Annotated in this window: 22 protein-coding genes; 18 read left to right on the forward strand and 4 right to left on the reverse strand. The window is 72.5% G+C overall.

The genetic code is table 11. From position 1 onward, the window contains the following. Positions 1-4: 4 nt before the first annotated feature. From rpmF to rpmB, 3 genes are all read right to left on the reverse strand, one after another. Complete coding sequence (gene rpmF / locus ACGFYU_RS31255; protein WP_037929589.1) at positions 5-175, reverse strand: 50S ribosomal protein L32; 171 nt, start codon at positions 173-175, stop codon at positions 5-7. A 188-nt stretch (positions 176-363) separates the two neighbouring features. Then, the gene (gene rpsN, locus ACGFYU_RS31260) at positions 364-669 is read right to left on the reverse strand and encodes a 30S ribosomal protein S14 (RefSeq protein WP_393830676.1); all 306 of its coding nucleotides are present in this window, start codon (positions 667-669) and stop codon (positions 364-366) included. Beyond that, positions 669-905: a 50S ribosomal protein L28 gene (gene rpmB / locus ACGFYU_RS31265; RefSeq protein WP_249768188.1), complete on the reverse strand. Its 237-nt coding sequence runs from the start codon at positions 903-905 to the stop codon at positions 669-671. The genes rpsN and rpmB overlap by 1 nt, the downstream gene beginning before the upstream one ends. Before the next feature lie 66 nt (positions 906-971). Between rpmB and rpmG the strand changes: the two genes are divergently transcribed. The 7 genes from rpmG (at position 972) to ACGFYU_RS31300 (ending at position 4,855) form a co-directional block, all read left to right on the forward strand. Beyond that, on the forward strand, positions 972-1,136 hold the full coding sequence (gene rpmG / locus ACGFYU_RS31270) for a 50S ribosomal protein L33 (RefSeq protein ID WP_037929581.1): 165 nt from the start codon (positions 972-974) through the stop codon (positions 1,134-1,136). A gap of 40 nt (positions 1,137-1,176) precedes the next feature. Continuing rightward, positions 1,177-1,422: a type B 50S ribosomal protein L31 gene (locus ACGFYU_RS31275; protein WP_393830677.1), complete on the forward strand. Its 246-nt coding sequence runs from the start codon at positions 1,177-1,179 to the stop codon at positions 1,420-1,422. Beyond that, positions 1,422-2,573 carry a CobW family GTP-binding protein gene (locus ACGFYU_RS31280; protein ID WP_393830678.1) on the forward strand — a complete coding sequence of 384 codons (1,152 nt, stop codon included), beginning with the start codon at positions 1,422-1,424 and terminating at the stop codon, positions 2,571-2,573. The genes ACGFYU_RS31275 and ACGFYU_RS31280 overlap by 1 nt, the downstream gene beginning before the upstream one ends. A 72-nt stretch (positions 2,574-2,645) precedes the next feature. After that, positions 2,646-2,882 carry a 30S ribosomal protein S18 gene (gene rpsR / locus ACGFYU_RS31285; protein WP_393830679.1) on the forward strand — a complete coding sequence of 79 codons (237 nt, stop codon included), beginning with the start codon at positions 2,646-2,648 and terminating at the stop codon, positions 2,880-2,882. A 68-nt stretch (positions 2,883-2,950) separates the two neighbouring features. Beyond that, positions 2,951-3,733, forward strand: a complete 783-nt coding sequence (locus ACGFYU_RS31290; protein ID WP_393830680.1) for a metal ABC transporter solute-binding protein, Zn/Mn family — start codon at positions 2,951-2,953, stop codon at positions 3,731-3,733. Continuing rightward, positions 3,733-4,617: a metal ABC transporter ATP-binding protein gene (locus tag ACGFYU_RS31295; RefSeq protein ID WP_393830681.1), complete on the forward strand. Its 885-nt coding sequence runs from the start codon at positions 3,733-3,735 to the stop codon at positions 4,615-4,617. Before ACGFYU_RS31290 ends, ACGFYU_RS31295 begins: the two co-directional genes overlap by 1 nt. A 112-nt stretch (positions 4,618-4,729) precedes the next feature. Next, a complete protein-coding gene (locus ACGFYU_RS31300) occupies positions 4,730-4,855 on the forward strand; it encodes a hypothetical protein (protein ID WP_393830682.1) in 126 nt (41 codons plus the stop codon). Here the strand turns inward: ACGFYU_RS31300 and ACGFYU_RS31305 are convergent. Next, complete coding sequence (locus ACGFYU_RS31305; protein ID WP_393830683.1) at positions 4,848-5,477, reverse strand: GNAT family N-acetyltransferase; 630 nt, start codon at positions 5,475-5,477, stop codon at positions 4,848-4,850. The genes ACGFYU_RS31300 and ACGFYU_RS31305 overlap by 8 nt on opposite strands. 123 nt (positions 5,478-5,600) lie before the next feature. Here ACGFYU_RS31305 and ACGFYU_RS31310 point away from each other — a divergent pair, with 123 nt between their 5' ends. The 11 genes from ACGFYU_RS31310 to ACGFYU_RS31360 are packed head-to-tail and all read left to right on the forward strand — an operon-like array spanning position 5,601 to position 17,173. Beyond that, positions 5,601-6,875, forward strand: a complete 1,275-nt coding sequence (locus ACGFYU_RS31310) for an ATP-grasp domain-containing protein (protein WP_393830684.1) — start codon at positions 5,601-5,603, stop codon at positions 6,873-6,875. Between the two features lie 59 nt (positions 6,876-6,934). After that, positions 6,935-7,753 carry a Rossmann-like domain-containing protein gene (locus ACGFYU_RS31315; protein WP_393830710.1) on the forward strand — a complete coding sequence of 273 codons (819 nt, stop codon included), beginning with the start codon at positions 6,935-6,937 and terminating at the stop codon, positions 7,751-7,753. Between the two features lie 14 nt (positions 7,754-7,767). Next, positions 7,768-8,880, forward strand: coding sequence for a PLP-dependent cysteine synthase family protein (locus ACGFYU_RS31320; protein WP_393830685.1), 1,113 nt, complete (start codon positions 7,768-7,770; stop codon positions 8,878-8,880). After that, complete coding sequence (locus ACGFYU_RS31325; protein ID WP_393830686.1) at positions 8,877-9,941, forward strand: dipeptide epimerase; 1,065 nt, start codon at positions 8,877-8,879, stop codon at positions 9,939-9,941. Before ACGFYU_RS31320 ends, ACGFYU_RS31325 begins: the two co-directional genes overlap by 4 nt. Then, positions 9,938-11,248 carry an MFS transporter gene (locus ACGFYU_RS31330; protein ID WP_393830687.1) on the forward strand — a complete coding sequence of 437 codons (1,311 nt, stop codon included), beginning with the start codon at positions 9,938-9,940 and terminating at the stop codon, positions 11,246-11,248. Before ACGFYU_RS31325 ends, ACGFYU_RS31330 begins: the two co-directional genes overlap by 4 nt. Next, positions 11,245-12,060 (forward strand): class I SAM-dependent methyltransferase, encoded by an 816-nt coding sequence (locus tag ACGFYU_RS31335; protein WP_393830688.1) that lies wholly within the window; start codon positions 11,245-11,247, stop codon positions 12,058-12,060. The genes ACGFYU_RS31330 and ACGFYU_RS31335 overlap by 4 nt, the downstream gene beginning before the upstream one ends. A 36-nt stretch (positions 12,061-12,096) precedes the next feature. Then, positions 12,097-13,707, forward strand: a complete 1,611-nt coding sequence (locus ACGFYU_RS31340; protein WP_393830689.1) for an ABC transporter substrate-binding protein — start codon at positions 12,097-12,099, stop codon at positions 13,705-13,707. Then, the gene (locus ACGFYU_RS31345) at positions 13,695-14,651 is read left to right on the forward strand and encodes an ABC transporter permease (RefSeq protein WP_393830711.1); all 957 of its coding nucleotides are present in this window, start codon (positions 13,695-13,697) and stop codon (positions 14,649-14,651) included. The genes ACGFYU_RS31340 and ACGFYU_RS31345 overlap by 13 nt, the downstream gene beginning before the upstream one ends. Then, positions 14,648-15,466, forward strand: coding sequence for an ABC transporter permease (locus ACGFYU_RS31350; RefSeq protein ID WP_393830690.1), 819 nt, complete (start codon positions 14,648-14,650; stop codon positions 15,464-15,466). The genes ACGFYU_RS31345 and ACGFYU_RS31350 overlap by 4 nt, the downstream gene beginning before the upstream one ends. Continuing rightward, positions 15,463-16,869 (forward strand): ABC transporter ATP-binding protein, encoded by a 1,407-nt coding sequence (locus ACGFYU_RS31355; RefSeq protein WP_393830691.1) that lies wholly within the window; start codon positions 15,463-15,465, stop codon positions 16,867-16,869. The genes ACGFYU_RS31350 and ACGFYU_RS31355 overlap by 4 nt, the downstream gene beginning before the upstream one ends. Before the next feature lie 10 nt (positions 16,870-16,879). After that, positions 16,880-17,173 (forward strand): AfsR/SARP family transcriptional regulator, encoded by a 294-nt coding sequence (locus tag ACGFYU_RS31360; RefSeq protein ID WP_393830692.1) that lies wholly within the window; start codon positions 16,880-16,882, stop codon positions 17,171-17,173. Positions 17,174-17,188: the final 15 nt, after the last annotated feature.

Consider the following 17,188-nt stretch of genomic DNA (forward strand, 5'->3'; position numbering starts at 1 on the left):
GGGATCAGCCCTCGGGGTGGATGAGGCCGCGCTCGTACGCCTTCACCAGGCGCTGCGGGACCTGGTAGACGGAACCGTCGACGGTGACCGGCACCAGCTGGGGAGTCGTCGCCTTCCACTGGGCGCGGCGGTGACGGGTGTTGCTGCGGGACATCTTCCGCTTGGGGACGGCCATGGTGAAGTTCCTCGGTTCGGTTGGCTGATGTTGTTCCGCCGTGATGGCACGGCTGATTGGTGAGTCCGCGTGCGGCACCCCGCGGAGCCCCCCTTGCTTGCCCGTAGGGGTGCCGCACGCGGACCGACGCACCCTAACCTCTAACGGTAATCATTTTCAATAGAGGGGTTATGTGCGGCTGGGTTCGCCTACCAGGACGACTTGGTCACGCCGGGCAGGAATCCCGCGTGGGCCTGCTGCCGCGTCCGTACGCGGGAGAGTCCGAACTTGCGCAGGTAGCCGCGGGGGCGGCCGTCCGCGCTGTCGCGGTTGCGTACGCGGGTGGCGCTGGCGTTGCGTGGCTGTCGGCGCAGTTCGGCGAGAGCGGCGTCGCGTTCGGCCGCACTGGAAGACGGCCGGCGGATGATCTCCTTGAGCTCGGTCCGGCGAGCGGCGTACCGCTGGACGATCTCCTTGCGCTTCTCGTTCTGCGCGATCTTGCTCTTCTTCGCCATCAGACCTTCACCCCTCGGGCTCGGATCCGGGCGACGGCGGCCTCGATGCCTATTGCGTCCACCGTCTTGATCGCCTTGGCGCTCAGGGTCAGGCGTACGTTGCGGCCCTCGCTGGGCAGCCAGTAGCGCTTGTGCTGGATGTTCGGGTCGAAGCGGCGCGAGGTGCGCCGGTGCGAGTGGGAGATGTTGTTGCCGAATCCCGGCTTGGCGCCGGTCAGTTGACAGTGGGCCGACATGGATCTGTCGCCTCTCTCAGTGGGTGGGCGTGTTGGTAATGGAAACCATTGTCATATACTAGCGGCATGGCACGCAACGAGATCCGCCCGATCATCAAGCTCCGCTCCACGGCGGGCACCGGGTTCACCTATGTCACCCGCAAGAACCGGCGCAACGACCCCGACCGGCTGGTGCTGCGCAAGTACGACCCCGTCGCCCGGCGCCACGTCGACTTCCGCGAAGAGCGCTGACCGCCCCGCAACCCCGACCCACCACCGAAAGGTTCCTGCCATGAAGCCCGGAATCCACCCCGCCTACGGCCCCGTCGTCTTCCGCGACACCGCCTCCGGCACCGCTTTCCTCACCCGCTCCACGATGACCAGCGACAAGACCGTCGACTGGGAGGACGGCAACACCTACCCGGTGGTCGACGTGGAGATCTCCTCCGCCAGCCACCCCTTCTACACCGGCACCGCACGCGTCATGGACACCGCCGGCCGCGTCGAGAAGTTCGAGCGCCGCTACGGAGCCCGCTGATGGACCGTGAACACCAGCTCCCCGTCGTGATCGTCGCCGGGATGCACTCCGAAGCCCGGCGGGAGGTCGTCGAGCAGCTCCTGCGGACCGTTCCCGGGAGTGTGGCGCTGCACCACGACCTGTCGGCCGCGCCCGACGGCACCGTGCACCGCCTGATCCGCGACGCCTCCGGCACCCTCTCCCGCGGTGAGACCCTGCTGGTCAACGACTGCGCGTGCTGCGCACTGCGCGAGGACCTCGTCCCCGAACTGGAGCGGATGGCGGACAGCGGCCTGACCCGGCTCGCCGTGGTCGAGCTGTGGGACTCGGTCGAGCCGAAGGCCATGGCGGAGGTCGTCGCCGGGCATGGCGCGGACCGTCTGGTGCTGACGAACGTGATCACCGCCGTGGACCCCGCGCTCGTCCTGCCCTGCCTCGCCAACGGCGACGACCTGGCCGAAGCCGGCCTCGCCGCCGCCCCCACCGACCAGCGGACCGTCGGCGACACCTGGGCCCGCCAGCTGGAATACGCCCCCGTACTCGCGCTCGTCGACAGCGAGGAAGCCGACGATGAGGACCGGGCGCTGCTCGTTCAACTGCACCCCACCGCACGGCGCGTGGCGGCCGCTTCCGTCGAACTCGCGCGGGCAGCGTTCGCCGGTTTCGACGTCGAGGCCGCGGCAGCGGCCCAGCACCCGGCGTGTGCGCTGCTGCCGCAGGAGGCGGACGAGGCCGGCGTGACCACGCTGGTATGGCACCGCCGGCGGCCCTTCCACCCCGAGCGCCTGTACGAGGCGCTGGAGGACCTGTGCTGTGCCGCCGCCCGCAGCCGTGGCCGGTTCTGGCTCGCCGACCGCCCCGACACCCTGCTGGCCTGGGACGCCGCGGGCGGCGCGCTGTGTGTGGAGAGCGCCGGCCCGTGGCTGGCGTCACTGCCCGACGCCGCCTGGGAGATGGTCCCGCCGATGCGGCGGGCCGCCGCGGCCCTGGACTGGCACCCCGACCACGGCGACTGCTGCCAGCACCTCGTCTTCACCTCACCCGGTCTCGACCGGGACGGGCTGGAACAGCTCCTCGATTCCTGCCTGCTGACGGAGGCGGAGTACCTGTCGGGGCGCGAGGCCTGGAAGGACCTGCCAGCCGCCTTCGACTCCCTCCTCGACGCCGCCTGACCCCCGTCTCCACCACCTGTTCACGGCCTGCCGAGGCCGTCATCGAAACGTTTCGTGCAAGGAGAAGCCGCCATGGCCCGACGCCCCGCCACTCACAAGCCCGTCAAGTCCAAGCCCAACCCGCTCGACGCGGCCGGGGTCACGTACATCGACTACAAGGACACCGACCTGCTGCGTAAGTTCATCTCCGACCGCGGGAAGATCCGCAGCCGCCGCGTCACCCGGGTGACCGCCCAGCAGCAGCGGGCCCTCGCCGCCGCCATCAAGAACGCGCGCGAGATGGCCCTGCTGCCGTACGCCGGTCGCTGAACCGGCAAGCGGATCCGGGGGCGGCCGGCCCGGGTCTCCACTGGAGGGTCCGGCCGCGCGGGAGGAACGTGTACGGGGACCTCGTCCGGCAGGTCGGGGGTGGGCGTGTCGCCGTCGTGTCGATCATCAGCGATCCCGCACAGGATCCGCACTCCTACGAGGCCAGTACGCGCACCCAGCTGCAACTCTCCCGTGCCCAGGTGGTCGTCGAGAACGGCGGCGGCTACGGCGAGTTCGTCGGCCGGATGCTACGCAGCTCCGACAACTCCTCGGCCGAGCTGATCGATGCCGTCCAGGTCTCGGGTAGGGAGCCCGATGCCACAGGCGAGTTCAACGAGTACGTCTGGTACGACCTGCCGACGATGGGTCGCCTCGCCGACCGGATCGCCCAGGCCCTCGGCAGGGTCTCACCCGCCGACGCCGACGCCTTCCGGAAGAACGCGCAGGTCTTCAAGGACGAGCTGGCCGGGCTGGAGGCGCGGACGGACCGGATCGAGGCTCGCCGCGCCGGTACCCCCGTAGCGGTCACCGAGCCCGTCCCGCTCTACCTGACCGAGGCCTGCGGCCTGGTGAACAAGACGCCCGCGGCCTTCAGCGAGGCCGTCGAGGAGGGCGACGAGGTCCCACCCAGGGTTCTGCAAGAGACGCTCGACCTGTTCACCGGCCGGCACGTGCAGGCCCTGGTCTGCAACGAGCAGACCAGCGGACCGCAAACGGAGAAGGTCAGCAAGGCCGCCGAGGACAACCGGATTCCCGTGGTGCCGGTGACGGAGACCCTTCCACAGGGCACGGACTACCTCCGCTGGATGACGGACAACATCACCGCCCTCGACCGTGCTCCGGAGCGGTGATGGAGCACACCGGCTCCCTCGCGCGCCAGCCGCTCCCGGCAGAGGTGGCCGGTGGCGTCGACGACGCCCCGCCGGTGATCAGTCTTCGCGGGGCCGCACTGGCCTACGGCGACCGCATGCTGTGGCGGGACCTGGACCTCGAGGTCCGGCCCGGAGAGTTCCTGGCCGTGCTGGGACCCAACGGGTCGGGCAAGACCAGCCTGCTGCGTGTCCTGCTGGGCCGGCAGCCGCTCACCGCGGGATACGTCTCGGTCCTCGGCCGCCCGCCGCACCGCGCGGGCGGGCTCATGGGCTACGTCCCGCAGCAGAAGTCGCTGCCCGCGCACACGCTGCTGCGCGCCCGGGACCTCGTACGGCTCGGCCTCGAAGGGCGCCGGTGGGGGCTGCCGCTCGGCCGGCGGGCCGCCCGTCGGAGGGTTGAGGAACTGCTCGACGCTGTTGGCGCGCTGCCGTACGCCGACGTCCCGGTCGGCCTGCTCTCTGGCGGGGAGCAGCAACGGGTGCGGGTCGCGCAGGCGCTGGCCACGGATCCGCGGGTCCTGCTGTGCGACGAGCCGCTGCTCTCCCTCGACCTCCAGCACCAGCGCACGGTGACGGACCTGGTGGCCCGGCGGCGCCGGGCCGCAGGCACTGCCGTGGTCTTCGTGACCCACGAGATCAATCCGGTCCTGGGGCCGGCGGACCGGGTGCTCTACCTGGCCGGGGGCGGGTTCCGCATCGGCCCGCCGGAGCAGGTGATGACGACCGCCGTGCTGTCCGAGCTGTACGGGATCCAGGTGGACGTCGTACGCGTCCGGGGCCGGATCGTGGTCGTCGGCGCACCCGACGCGGCGGCGCCCGCCCACCACCTCGGCGCCCGGCCGAACGGGGGCGGACCGCCATGAGGGCAGCGACAGCCCTGGTCGCGCCGGTCGCCGGCGACGGCGCGGATCCGGGCATCTGGCAGCAGAGTGGGCCAGCTTGCCAGCGGCCGCGCCGACGACGGCGAGGGGATGCATGAACGTCAGCAGCATCGCGGTCGTCGGCAACTCCGCCCGTCTGGTCAACCACACACCGCACCTGCCCCGGGTTGAGGAGGACGCGCTCAGGCCGGCGCCGCTGGAGGAGCGACGGGTCACATGACCCCGGCCGGCTCGCGGTCGGGTCCGGTCGGTCCCGTCACCGGCCCGGGGCCGGCTTCCGGTACCGGGAGCGGGATCTCGAAGTGGACGGTCCCGAATCCGCCGTGCTCGCCGGTGGTGCGGGCGTCGAAGACCTCGGTGGCCATGCTGCGCCAGAAGCCTTCCGCGCCGGGGATGTCGACGTTGGTGTGCAGGTAGATGCGCTCGTAGCCGGGCACGGACGCGGCGAACGCGCAGGCGGTGTGCACCATGGCGCGGGCCAGCCCGTGGCGCCGGTGCTCGGGGCGTACGTACACGCGGAGCAGCTGGGCGGTCCGTCCGGAGGGGTAGCGCTCGACGAGGCTGAGCGGGTGCGGGGGGTGGGCGGGGCCGCGGGAGGTGAGTGCGGTGGTGCCGACCACTTCGCCGTCGTCGCCTACGGCCACGACGAGGGTGTGCCGCGGATGCCGCAGGTACGTGCCGTCGAGGTCGATGACGTCGGGGTGCCAGGCGGGCACGTAGCCGTAGTCGAACTCCCGGTAGAAGGTGTCCAGCATGACCCTCCGGGCACCGGGCACGTCCTCGCTTCTCGCGTGCCGCACCGTGTAGGGCCCGACCCTCTGACCTCGCGTCAGCTCTGTCATCACACTCCGCCTCTCATGCTCAGGGGGCTGCAGGCTATCGAAAAACTGTCGTATTGGAAATGAAAACGATTTCAGATAGCGTCTGCGTCGCACAGAACCGACGGCAGTCTGGGAGGAAGTCCGGTGGGACATCTGCTGGTGATCGAAAGCTGGGTGGGGTCGATGAGTCGGCTGCTGCCCAGGGCGATCCGCGAAGACGGGCACGAGTTCACCTTCGTCACCCGCGACCTGCACCACTACCTGCGGTCGGCCCCCGCGGGCGACGGGCCGCACCCGCTGCTCACGGCCCGCAACATCGTCACGGCGGACACGAACGACACGGGCGCTCTGCTGGAGCGGGTTGAGGGCCTGCACGCCGTCCTCGGCTTCGACGGGGTGGTCTCCTCGTGCGACTACTACCTGCCGGCCGTCGCGCAGACCGCCCGGCGGCTCGGCCTGCCCGGGCCTGCCCCGGAGGCCGTCGAGGCGGCGTGCCGGAAGGACCTGACGCGCCGTGTGCTCGCCGAAGCGGGAGTGCCCGGGCCCCGGTTCGCGCTGTGCGAGGGGGCCGGGGAGGCGGCGGCAGCGGCTCGTGAGATCGGCTACCCGCTCGTCGTGAAGCCGGTGGACCTGTGCGCGGGCATGCTGGTCCGCGCGGTGCGCGACGAGCGCGAACTGGAACTCGCCTGCCAGGCCCTCGCCGAGTTCCCGGTCAACGCCCGCGGCCAGGACCGGGCCCCCGTCATCCTGCTCGAAGAGCTGCTGCACGGGCCCGAAGTCAGCGTCGAGACCGTCTCCTTCGGCGGCGCCACCCAGGTCGTGGGCGTCACCGACAAGAGCATCGGCGGGGCGCCCGCCTTCATCGAGACCGGCCACATGTTTCCGGCCGGCATCGAGGAGGCCCTGGCGTCCGAGGCCGCCGAGACCGCGCTGCGGGCGGTCAAGGCACTGGGCCTGGACCAGGTGGTCTGCCACACCGAGATCAAACTGACGCCCGACGGGCCCCGGCTGGTCGAGGTCAACCCGCGCCCGGCCGGCAACCGCATCACCGAGCTGGTCCGCCACGTCACGGGCATCGACCTGGCCACCGCCTGCGTGGACGTGGCGCTGGGCCGCGTGCCCGACCTCGCACCGCGAGGGACCGGAGTGCGCAGCGCCGCCATCGCCTTCCTGCTGCCCGACACCGCCGGCACCCTCGCCCGTATCGAGGGGGAGGAGGACGTCCGCGCCCGGCCCGAGGTGCTGGAGCTCACCCTCGCGGAGCCCGGCCGCACCGTGCGGGCTGCCACCAGCAACAATGAGTACCTCGGGCATGTCATGACCGCCGACACCGAGGGCGGCGGCGCCCGCGCCGCTGCCGAGCGGCTGCTGGCCGGCCTGCGCCCTTGTTACGAGCACTCCGCGGCGGTGCCCGCGTGACGCCCCTGCTTGCCCAGCACACGCGCGGCGCGGAAGGGTCCGGGCACGGAGACCCCGTCATCCGGACCGTCGACCAGCTTCTCGACGCCGTCCGCGCCGGGGCGTACGGCCCCGACCCCGCCCACGAACGGATCTCGCTCGCGTTCACCACAGCCCAGGCCGTCCGGCACCACGGGCGCAGCAGCGGCTACCGCAACGAAGTGCTGAGCCTGCGCCTCGACGCGGCCGTCGGGTCCTGCGCCGTGGAGCCCGGGACGCTGCCCGGGGGCGCCCTCGACGACTGCGTGGGCGCCACCGTCGCCGACCTGCTCCGCCATGCGCTCCTGCCGGTGCGTATCGCGGCCCTCGATGCCTACCTGGCCCATGTACGCCCGCACGTACCGGGCAACGGCGCCCGCCCGTATCCGCTGCCGGCCGGCAGTTCGCTGAGCCGTTCCAAGGCCCGGGCCCGTGCCGTCGTCGACCTGCTGCCCGATGCGGCCCCGGGGCCCGGCGAGCGCCGCCCGGTCCTGGTGGTCGGGGTGGTGAACTCGCTGCTGGAGCAGTTGCGTTCGCGGGGACTGGACTATCTGCCGTGCGACCTCAAGGGCGGCGCCACCGAGTGGGGCGAGCCCGTGCTGACCGACACGGACGCGCAGTTGGAGCGCTGCGGTGCCGTCCTGGCCTCCGGTATGACCCTCGGCAACGGCACCTTTCAGGGCCTGCTCGACCACGCGGCCCGGACCGGCAAGCCGCTCGTGATGTTCGCCCAGACCGGCAGCGCCGTCCTTCCCCGTTTCCTCGGAGCAGGTGTGAGTGCCGTGTCCGCCGAGCCGTACCCGTTCTTCTGGCTCGACGGCGGTCCGGGAGTCATCCACCGCTACGGAGGCCGTCCGTGACCCTCGCTCCCCCCATGCCCAGGTCCGACGCCGCTGCCTCCAACCCCGATCTGCTGCCCCTGCTGGGGCGCACCCCGCTCGCCCGTATCCGCACCGACCTTCCCCACCCCCATCCCGGCTTCTGGGCCAAGCTCGAATGCCTCAGCGCCGGCGGGATGAAGGCCCGCGCGGCGATGTCCATGCTGACCGGTGCCCGCAGACGCGGTGAGCTGCGCCCCGGCGCGCCGGTCGTGGAGTCCACCTCCGGGACGATGGGCATCGGGCTGGCCTTCGCCGGGCAGGTGCTCGGTCATCCCGTCGTCCTCGTCGGCGACAGCGAACTCGAACCGTCCATGCGGCAGTTGCTGCGCACGTACGGCGCCCGCCTGGAGCTCGTCGACCGCCCGGCCGACCAGGGTGGATGGCAGGCCGCGCGTATCGCCCGGCTGCGCGACGTCCTGGCGCGGACTGACGGTGCCTACTGGCCGGACCAGTACAACAACCCCGATAATCCCGCTGGTTACCGGTCGATGGCCGCCGAGCTGATCGGCCAGCTCGATCACCTGGACGTTCTGGTGTGCAGCGTGGGCACCGGCGGGCACAGCGCCGGCCTGGTCGGCCCGTTGCGCCGTCGCTGGCCCCGGCTGAAGGTGATAGGCGTCGACTCCGTCGGCTCCGCCATCTTCGGCCAGCCCGCCCGGCCGCGCCTGATGCGCGGCCTCGGCAGCAGCATCCACCCCGGCAACGTCCGCCACGGCATGTTCGACGAGGTGCACTGGGTGGGCCCCGCCGAGGCCGTCGACGCCTGTCGTCGGCTTGCCCGCGGCAGCTTCGTCAGCGGGGGCTGGAGCACCGGCGCCGTCGCCCTGGTCTCCGCGTGGGCGGCCCGGGCCGAGCCCGGCGCCGTCGTCGCCACTGTCTTCCCCGACGGCCCGCACCGCTACCTCGGCACCGTCTACGACGACGACTTCTGCCACGCCCACGGGCTGACCGCCGCTGCCCTGGCCACCCGACCGCTGGAGATCCCGCACCCCCGCGCGGCCGAGGCCTTCGGCTGGGTCCGCTGCCGCACCGTCCGCGATCCCGTCGCCGCGCCCCGTGGCGGAACCCCTGCCACCCCCGTTCCGGCCCCCGGAGGTGCCGTATGAGACTCACCTGGCATGCCGCCTCGCTGGAACTGGCGGAGCCGCTGCGCATCTCCCGCTCCGTGATGGCCCGCCGCGACGCCGTCTGGGTCAGCCTGGAACACGGCGGGCTGCGGGGCTGGGGGGAGGCCGTCAGCAGCGTGTACTTGGGTCTGCCCACCGACCGCATCCTGCGCGACCTGCGCGCCGTACGCGCGGCGTTCGAGCGTCTTCCGGACCCCGAGACCGCCTGGGCCGAACTCGCCCCCGCGGGCTCCCTCGGCGCCGACCTGCCCGCCGGCGTCCTCGCCGCGGTCGAGGCCGCCGTACTGGACCTCACCGGCAAACGGGCCGGCGAGCCCGTCCACCAGCTCCTCGGTAGTCCGCTCCCTCCGTCGGCGGCCACAGCCCGGACCATCGGTATCGTCTCGCCCGTCTCTGCTGCCGCCCAGGCCAGTCGGCTCGCCGTGGCCGGGTTCACCGTCCTGAAGGTCAAGGCGGGGTCCCCCGTTCCGGCCGAGGACCTCGCCCGGGTCGAGGCCGTCCGCGAAGGGGCGCCCGCTGCCGACCTGCTGCTCGACCCCAACGGTGCCTGGACCGAGGACCAGGCCCACGCACTGCTTCCGCGCTTCGCCGCCCTCGGCGTCACCGCCGTGGAACAGCCCATCCCGGCCGGCCGGCCCGACGCCCTGGCACGGGTCGCGATCTCTTCCCCGATTCCGGTGATCGCCGACGAGGACGCCGTTTCCTACGAGGACGCCGTGGCCCTCGCCGGCCGGGTCCACGGGATCAACGTCAAACTCGTCAAGTGCGGTGGCGTACGGGCGGCGCTGCGCATCCATGCCGCGCTGGCAGGCAGCGGCACCGACCTCATGCTCGGCTGTCTGACGGCCAGTTCGCTCGGCATCGCGCCAGCCGTCCACCTGGTCGACCGGGCCCGCTGGGTCGACCTCGACGGGCACCTGCTCCTCGCCGACGACCCGTGGACCGGGATCGGCGGCGCCGACGGCACGGTACGGCCCGCCCCGCGCGGCGGCCTGGGAGTGCTGCGTCGTGCCCACATACCCGCGGGAGCCGCACGGTGAGAACCATCGCCGCGGTCCGCGGCTTCCCGCCCGCGGTGCGGCTCCTGCTGATCAACCAGCTCGGCGTCAACACCGGCTTCTACCTGCTCATCCCGTACCTGGCCACCCACCTCACCGACGACCTCGGCATGTCGGCGGCGCTGGTCGGCCTGGTCCTGGGCCTGCGCAACCTCAGCCAGCAGGGGATGTTCCTGATCGGAGGCTCGGCGGCCGACCGCCTCGGCGCCCGCGGCGTGATCATCGCGGGCTGCGGGATGCGGACCCTCGGCTTCGCGCTGTTCGCCCTCGGCGACGCACTGCCCGTACTGATCGGCGCCTCGGTGCTGAGCGGACTGGCCGGCGCCCTGTTCAACCCGGCCGTACGGACGTACGTCGCCCAGGAGTCCGGCGACCGCAAAGCCGAGGCGTTCGCGCTGTTCAACGTGTTCGCCACGGCCGGGGCGCTGCTCGGGCCGCTGCTGGGCAGCCTGCTGCTGTTCGGCGGTTTCCGGGTGGCGGCGCTCACCGCGGCAGGCGTGTTCGCGGTGCTCACTGTTGCGCAGGCCGTCGTGCTGCCCGCTCGTGCGGTGCCGCGTCCGGCCGGGTCCGTCCTCGGAGACTGGCGGGAAGTGGCGGGCAACCGCCGCTTCGTCGCCTTCGCCCTGGCCATGGTGGGCATGTACGGCATGGAGAGCCAGCTCTACTTGTTGCTCCCGCACGCCGCGCGTCAGGCCACGGGCTGGGCGGGCGCCGTCGGGCTGCTCTTCGCGGCCGGGACCCTCGCGAACCTGCTGTTCCAGCTGCGCCTTACCCGACGGCTGTCAGAACGGGGCGGCGGCCGCGGCCGATGGATCGCCGCCGGGCTGGCCGTCAGCGCGCTCGGTTTCGTGCCGCCCATGCTGGTGGCAGGCGCTACGGGGGAGCACCCGGCGCGGCTGCTGCCGGTCCTGGGCGGGGCGCTCCTGCTGCACCTCGGGGTGATGGCCGCCCAGCCGTTCGTCATGGAGCTCATCCCCTCGTTCGGCCGCGCGGAACTCACCGGCACGTTCTACGGCCTCTTCTACGCCGTGTCCGGAGTGGCAGCGGCGGGTGCCGGGGCGGGGGTCGGGTGGGCCATGGACACCGCTTCGCGCACCGGCCCGGCGTGGCTTCCGTACGCCTGCTGCACGGCCCTCGGCCTCGCCTCGGCGGCGGCCGTTGCACGGCTGCACCGGCGTAGTTCCCTTGCCCCGGCCGCCCGGGAACAGGACCCGGACCCTGACCCTGACCCGGAAGCGGCATCCGCTGCTCCGCAACGCGACCCCCGCTCCCTAAGCGAGACCCGATGAGCACCGACGCGATGAGCACCGACCCGATGAGCACCGGCAACCTCCTCACCGACCACCCCGAGCTCTACGAGGAGCGCTTCCCCGACCCCGACCGGCTCGCCGCGCGCTGGGCCGAGGACACCCTGCGCCGCCACGGCGCGGGACCCCGCGTCCTGGACATCGGCTGCGGCACCGGCCGCGACGCGGCCTGGCTGCACCAGCATGCCGGGCGCCGTGTCACAGCCATCGACACCGCCGAGGCCATGCTCGCGCACGCCCGCCGAACCCACCCGGGCCCGGACTACCACCGCGCCGACATGCGGGACTTCGATCTCGGGGCCACCGTCGACGCGGTCATCTGCCTGGACAGCGCCTTCCTCTACTGCCACACCAACGAAGACCTGACGGCGTTCCTCGGCCGCTGCCGCGCCCACCTCGCGCCCGGTGGACTGCTCGTCGCGGAGATGCGCAACGGCGCCTTCTTCCTCGGCAACACCGAACTTCTCGACGGAACGCACACCGCCTCCTTCGACTGGCGGGGCACCACCCATACCTCCCACACCACCCTGTGGATCGATCACGGCGCCCAACTCCTGCGCCGCCGCCGCACCTGGAGCGCCGACGACGGCACCCCGCCGTGCGAGCAGCAGTCCGCCTGGCGGCTGCTGTTCCCCCAGGAACTGCGGTACTTCCTCGCCACCGCGGGCTTCGAGGTCCTGGACCTGTACGACCGCCCCGGCCCGCGCACCGAACCGCCGTGGCGCGAAGGCGACTCCCCGTCCGGGACCACGAGTTCCGACCGCCTGCACCTCGTCGCCCGGCTTCACCACTAGAACCACCCTCCCCAGCAGCAACGGAGACACCACACCGTGAACAACACCCGCTCCGGCCTCGGCCGCCGAGGATTCCTCCTCGCCACCGCCACCGCCACCGCCACCGCCACCGCCACCGCCACGGCCACCGCCGCCGTCCTCGCCCTCAGCGCCGGCTGCGCCGGCGACACCGGCAAGACCGCCGACCCCAAGAACGCCGCCGCGGCCGGCACCCCCCAGCGCGGCGGCACGCTGCGCGCCGCCTTCCCTGGCGGCGGGGCGAACGAGACCCTCGACCCGCACGCCGCCAACCTGTTCGTCGACGCCGCCCGCGCCAAGGCCCTCTACGACAAGCTCGCCGACTTCGGCGCCGACCTCGCCCCCGTACCGCGGCTCGCCGAGCGATGGGAGTCCAACGCGACCCTCGACACCTGGAAGATCACCCTCCGCAAGGCCGCCTTCCACGACGGCCGCCCGGTCACCGCCGAGGACGTCCTCTACAGCTACCGCCGGATCGCAGACCCCAAGGGCACCTTCCGCGCCAAGGCCTCCCTGGAGTCCATCGACCTCGCGGCCAGCCGCGCCCTCGACGCGTCCACCGTCGAGTTCAAGCTGAAGCGCCCCTACGCCGAATTCCCCAACGTGCTCGCCGCGTTCGGTGCGTACATCGTCCCCAAGGACACCACCTCCTTCGACAATCCCGTCGGCTCCGGGCCGTTCACCTTCGCCTCCTTCACTCCCGGCAAGTCCCTCGTCGTCAAGCGCAACGACGCCTACTGGGAGGGCGCGCCCCACCTCGACCAGGTCGAGTTCCTCGTCGTCACCGAGGAATCGGCCCGCGTGAGCGCCCTGCTCGGCGGCCAGGTCCAGTACGCCCACGAGCTCAGCCCCGCCACCGCCCGCACCCACGAGGGCAAGGGGAAGATCGAGGTCGTCCGCCTCCCCGGCAGCTCCATGCAGGGTTTCGTGATGAAGACCGACCGGCCGCCGTTCGACGACCCGCGGGTCCGCCAGGCCTTCTTCCTCATCGCCGACCGCAAGGAACTCGTGGACGGCGCCCTCTCCGGCGCCGGCGAGGTCGGCAACGACCTCTTCGGCAAGGGCTACCAGTACTACGCGTCCGGCCTGCCCCAGCGCACCCAGGACCTCGACCGGGCCCGCGCCCTGCTCAAGGAGGCCGGCGCCGAGAACCTGAAGGTGACCCTGGACACCGCGCCCGCCGCCACCGGCTTCGTCGAGGCCGCCGGGATCTTCAAGGAGCAGGCCGCAAAGGCCGGGGTCACCGTCGAGGTCAAGGTCGGCAACAAGGACACGTACTGGAAGGACATCCTCGACAACGGGACCTTCGCCTCCTACCGGTCCGGGTCCATGCCCATCGAGTCCCACATCTCGCAGCGCCTGCTCACCGGATCCACCACCAACGCCACCAAGTGGAAGCAGAAGGACTTCGACGACCTGTACCAGCAGGCCCAGTCCACCCGTGACGAGAAGGAGCGGGCCGCCCTGTACGAGCGCATGCAGCGCCGCCTGTACGACGAAGGCGGCTTCCTGATCTGGGGCTTCGCCGACTGGATCGTCGCCACCGCGCCCACCGTGCACGGCGTCGACGCGAAGGCCCCCGCCAATACCCTCGACTGGGCCCGCTTCGACAAGCTCTGGCTCGCGTGAGCCTCCACCTCTCATGGGTCGGCCGCCGCCTGCTCCTCGGCCTGGGGCAGACGGCGGCCGTCGTCCTGTTCGTCTTCGTGCTCACCGAAGCCCTGCCCGGGGATGCGGCCGTCGCCCTGGCCGGCGACCAGCCCGACCCCGAGCGCATCGCCCGCATCCGCGCCGCCCTGGACCTGGACCGCCCCGCCGCCGAACGTTTCCTGGACTGGGCCGCCGGACTCCTCCACGGCGACCTCGGCACCTCCCTGGTCAGCGGACGCCCCGTCTCCGGCTACCTGGCCGGCGGCCTCGGACCCACGGTGCTGCTCGCGTCCGCCACCCTCCTCCTACTGCTGCCACTGTCGGCCGGGCTCGGCGTGCTGTGCGCCCGCCGCGAGGGCGGCCCGCTGGACCGCACCCTCAGCGCGCTGACCCTGGCGGTGCACTCCGTACCCGAATTCGCCCTCGGCGTGCTGATGGCCACGGTGTTCGGACTGTGGCTGGGCTGGCTGCCGCCCACCGCCGTCGGCGCAGACCCGTTCACCGAGCCGGCCGTCCTCATTCTGCCCGTCCTCGTCCTCATCTCTCGGCCCGTGTGCACGATCAGCCGCCTCGTCCGGGCCGGGATGATCGACGCGATGGCCTCCCCGTACGTCGCCCAGGCCCTGCGCTACGGCGTCCGTGGAGCCCGCGTCCGCTGGGCGCACGCCCTGCCCAACGCCCTCGCCCCGGCCGCCCAGCAGCTGGCCCGGACGTGCGACTGGCTGCTGAGCGGGGTCATCGTCGTCGAAGCCCTCTTCGTCATCCCCGGCCTGGGGACCGTCCTCATCGACGCCGTCGCCGCCCGGGACGTACCCGTCGTCCAGGGCATGGCCGTCGTCTTCGGAGTCGTCACCGTCCTGGCGAACCTCGGGGCCGACCTCGTCGCCCGCAGGTTCGCCCCGCGTGCGGGGGTGGTCGCGTGAAGCGTCATTTGCCCCGGTACGCGCTCGCGGTCGGGCTCATCGCCGTGCCCCTGCTGCTGGCCGCCCTCGGACCGCTGTTCGCAGGACCGGCCGGGCCGCGCTCGGTCTCGTTCGCGTCGGGCGCGGGACACTGGCTCGGTACGGACTTCAGTGGCCGCGACGTCTGGCGGCAGGTCCTACTCGGCGGCCGCTCCGTGGTCCTCGTGGCGCTCGCGGCCACCGGCCTCGCCTATCTGGTGGCCGTCCCGCTCGGGCTGACCGCCGCGCTCACCCGCCGCACCTGGCTGGAGGAGGTCCTCATGCGGCCCCTCGACGTACTGATCGCCGTGCCGTCCCTCCTGCTGGTCCTGCTGGTAGCGGCGACCCTGGCCCCGGGGCCGGCCGGACTGGCCGTCCTGGTCGGGCTGGCCGCCGTACCCGAGGCCGCGCGGGTGGTGCACGCGGCGGCGGCCGAGATCTCCTCCCGGCCCGCCGTCGAGGCCCTGCGGATGCAGGGCGAGTCCTGGTGGCGTACGGGCTTCGGCTACGTCGGCCGCTCCATGCGCCGGACCCTCGCCGCCGACGCCGGAATCCGGCTGACCGGCGCGCTCTACCTGGTGGCCACGGCCGCCTTCCTCGGGATCGGCGTCGAGCCGGACGCCGCCGACTGGGCGGTGATGGTGGACCGCAACCGCACGGGACTGTTCCTCCAGCCGTGGGCCGTGGTGGTGCCCGCACTCCTCATCGCCGCACTGTCCATGGGCACCAACCTGCTCTTCGACGCCGCCCTGCACACACCGGCCGCCAAGGCCGCCAGGAAAGGAGGCCGGGGATGAACGCGGTCGCGGAATTGGAAGGGCTGCGCGTTGAGGTTGCCGGCAGCATGCTCGTCGACGGGGTCAGCCTGACGGCCCGCGCAGGCCGGATCACGGCCTTGGTGGGGCCCTCGGGCAGCGGAAAGACCACCACCGGACGCGCCCTGCTCGGCGAGTTCCCGCCCGGCGCCCACGTCGACGGCCGGATCCGCACCCCGGGCGGCGGCGCCGTCGGCTACGTACCCCAACACCCCGCCGCCGTCCTCAACCCCGCCCGGCGCGCGGGCGCGCTCCTGCGGGACATCGCCGCCCGCCGCGGCGGAACCCGCCGCGAGATCCAGGGCCGCGTCGAGCACGCCCTGCGCCAGGCCCAGCTGCCCGACCCCGCGATGGTGCTGCGCCGCTATCCCCACCAGCTCTCCGGCGGCCAGCAGCAGCGGGTCGTCATCGCACAGGCCCTGCTCCTCGGCGCCAAGGTGATCGTCGCCGACGAACCCACCACGGGCCAGGACCCGGCCACCAAACAGGGCGTGGTCGAGGCGCTGGCCGACGTCGCCAGGCAAGGCATCGCCATAGTCCTGCTGAGCCACGACCTCGACGTCGTACGACAGCTGGCCGACGACGCGGTCGTACTGCGCGCCGGTCGGGTCCTAGCCCGGGGACCGGTGGACGAGGTGTTGACCACCACCGCGAAGTCGGCGGCCCAACCGTCCCGCTCTGCCACACCACCGAGCGGAACGCGTTTGGGGGTACGGGACCTGACCGCACGCCACCGGACCACGCGCGGCACCGTTCCGGTGCTGCGCGGCATCACGGTGTCGGTCGCGCCGGGGGAGTGCCTGGCCGTGGTCGGCCGCTCCGGCAGCGGCAAGACCACCCTCGGCCGGTGCCTGGCCGGACTGCACTCCGCGTACGACGGGGCGGTCCTGCTCGACGGGGTACCACTGGCGCGCAGCCTGCGCGCTCGCACCCGTACCGAACTGGCTGCCGTCCAGTACGTGTTCCAGGACCCCAAGGCGGCCTTCGACGAGCACCGCCCGGTCCTCGACCAGGTCGCCCGCACGGCGGCCCGACTCCGCGGCGCTGCCCGGGACACCGCACGTCAAGCCGCCACCCGAACCCTGGAGGAACTGGGACTGGCCGAGGACCTGACCCTGCGCCGCCCCGGTGCACTGTCCGGCGGCGAACTCCAGCGGGCCGCCCTGGCCCGGGCGCTGCTGGCAGAGCCCGGGGTCCTGATATGCGACGAGATCACCTCCGGCCTCGACCCCGCCACGCGCGATGCCATCCTCGCCGTTCTGACGGAGCTCCGCGACCGGACATCGCTCAGCCTGGTGTTCATCACCCACGACCGGGCGGCCGCCGACGCCCTGGGCGACCGCACCGCGGCCCTCGACGCAGGCCGATTGGTCACGTGTGGGTAGACCGGGATCGATGAAATGCGGGGCCTTCGGGAGGCTGCGTGAGGTGCTGCCCGATCTGCGCGGCCTGGTCGAGGAGTTCCCCCTCCACGAGCGGTTCCACGGCCAGCTGATCACGGCGCTGCATCACGCGGGACGCCGCAGTGAGGCCCTGCAGGCGTACCGCACGCTCTACGAGATCCTCAAGCGGGAGCTGGGCCTCGAACCCTCGGAGGACCTGCAGCGGCTCCCGTGGACGAGACGACGAGCACACCGAGGTCGACGGTCACCGAGGCGTTTGAACTCGACATCCTGCGCGGACTCGTGAAGCGCGGTCAGCACC

It is taken from the genome of Streptomyces sp. NPDC048337, assembly GCF_043201175.1.
Taxonomy (GTDB): domain Bacteria; phylum Actinomycetota; class Actinomycetes; order Streptomycetales; family Streptomycetaceae; genus Streptomyces.

What these genes read in the sequence shown, in the direction of transcription:
- rpsR (WP_393830679.1), top strand. Translation starts at nt 2,646, where the DNA reads ATGGCCCGACGCCCCGCCACTCACAAGCCCGTCAAGTCCAAGCCCAAC.
- ACGFYU_RS31325 (WP_393830686.1), top strand. Translation starts at nt 8,877, where the DNA reads ATGAGACTCACCTGGCATGCCGCCTCGCTGGAACTGGCGGAGCCGCTG.
- ACGFYU_RS31360 (WP_393830692.1), top strand. Translation starts at nt 16,880, where the DNA reads ATGAAATGCGGGGCCTTCGGGAGGCTGCGTGAGGTGCTGCCCGATCTG.
- ACGFYU_RS31355 (WP_393830691.1), top strand. Translation starts at nt 15,463, where the DNA reads ATGAACGCGGTCGCGGAATTGGAAGGGCTGCGCGTTGAGGTTGCCGGC.
- ACGFYU_RS31320 (WP_393830685.1), top strand. Translation starts at nt 7,768, where the DNA reads ATGCCCAGGTCCGACGCCGCTGCCTCCAACCCCGATCTGCTGCCCCTG.
- ACGFYU_RS31275 (WP_393830677.1), top strand. Translation starts at nt 1,177, where the DNA reads ATGAAGCCCGGAATCCACCCCGCCTACGGCCCCGTCGTCTTCCGCGAC.
- rpmG (WP_037929581.1), top strand. Translation starts at nt 972, where the DNA reads ATGGCACGCAACGAGATCCGCCCGATCATCAAGCTCCGCTCCACGGCG.
- rpsN (WP_393830676.1), bottom strand. Translation starts at nt 669, where the DNA reads ATGGCGAAGAAGAGCAAGATCGCGCAGAACGAGAAGCGCAAGGAGATC.
- ACGFYU_RS31305 (WP_393830683.1), bottom strand. Translation starts at nt 5,477, where the DNA reads ATGACAGAGCTGACGCGAGGTCAGAGGGTCGGGCCCTACACGGTGCGG.
- ACGFYU_RS31280 (WP_393830678.1), top strand. Translation starts at nt 1,422, where the DNA reads ATGGACCGTGAACACCAGCTCCCCGTCGTGATCGTCGCCGGGATGCAC.
- ACGFYU_RS31300 (WP_393830682.1), top strand. Translation starts at nt 4,730, where the DNA reads ATGAACGTCAGCAGCATCGCGGTCGTCGGCAACTCCGCCCGTCTGGTC.
- ACGFYU_RS31335 (WP_393830688.1), top strand. Translation starts at nt 11,245, where the DNA reads ATGAGCACCGACGCGATGAGCACCGACCCGATGAGCACCGGCAACCTC.
- ACGFYU_RS31295 (WP_393830681.1), top strand. Translation starts at nt 3,733, where the DNA reads ATGGAGCACACCGGCTCCCTCGCGCGCCAGCCGCTCCCGGCAGAGGTG.
- rpmB (WP_249768188.1), bottom strand. Translation starts at nt 905, where the DNA reads ATGTCGGCCCACTGTCAACTGACCGGCGCCAAGCCGGGATTCGGCAAC.
- rpmF (WP_037929589.1), bottom strand. Translation starts at nt 175, where the DNA reads ATGGCCGTCCCCAAGCGGAAGATGTCCCGCAGCAACACCCGTCACCGC.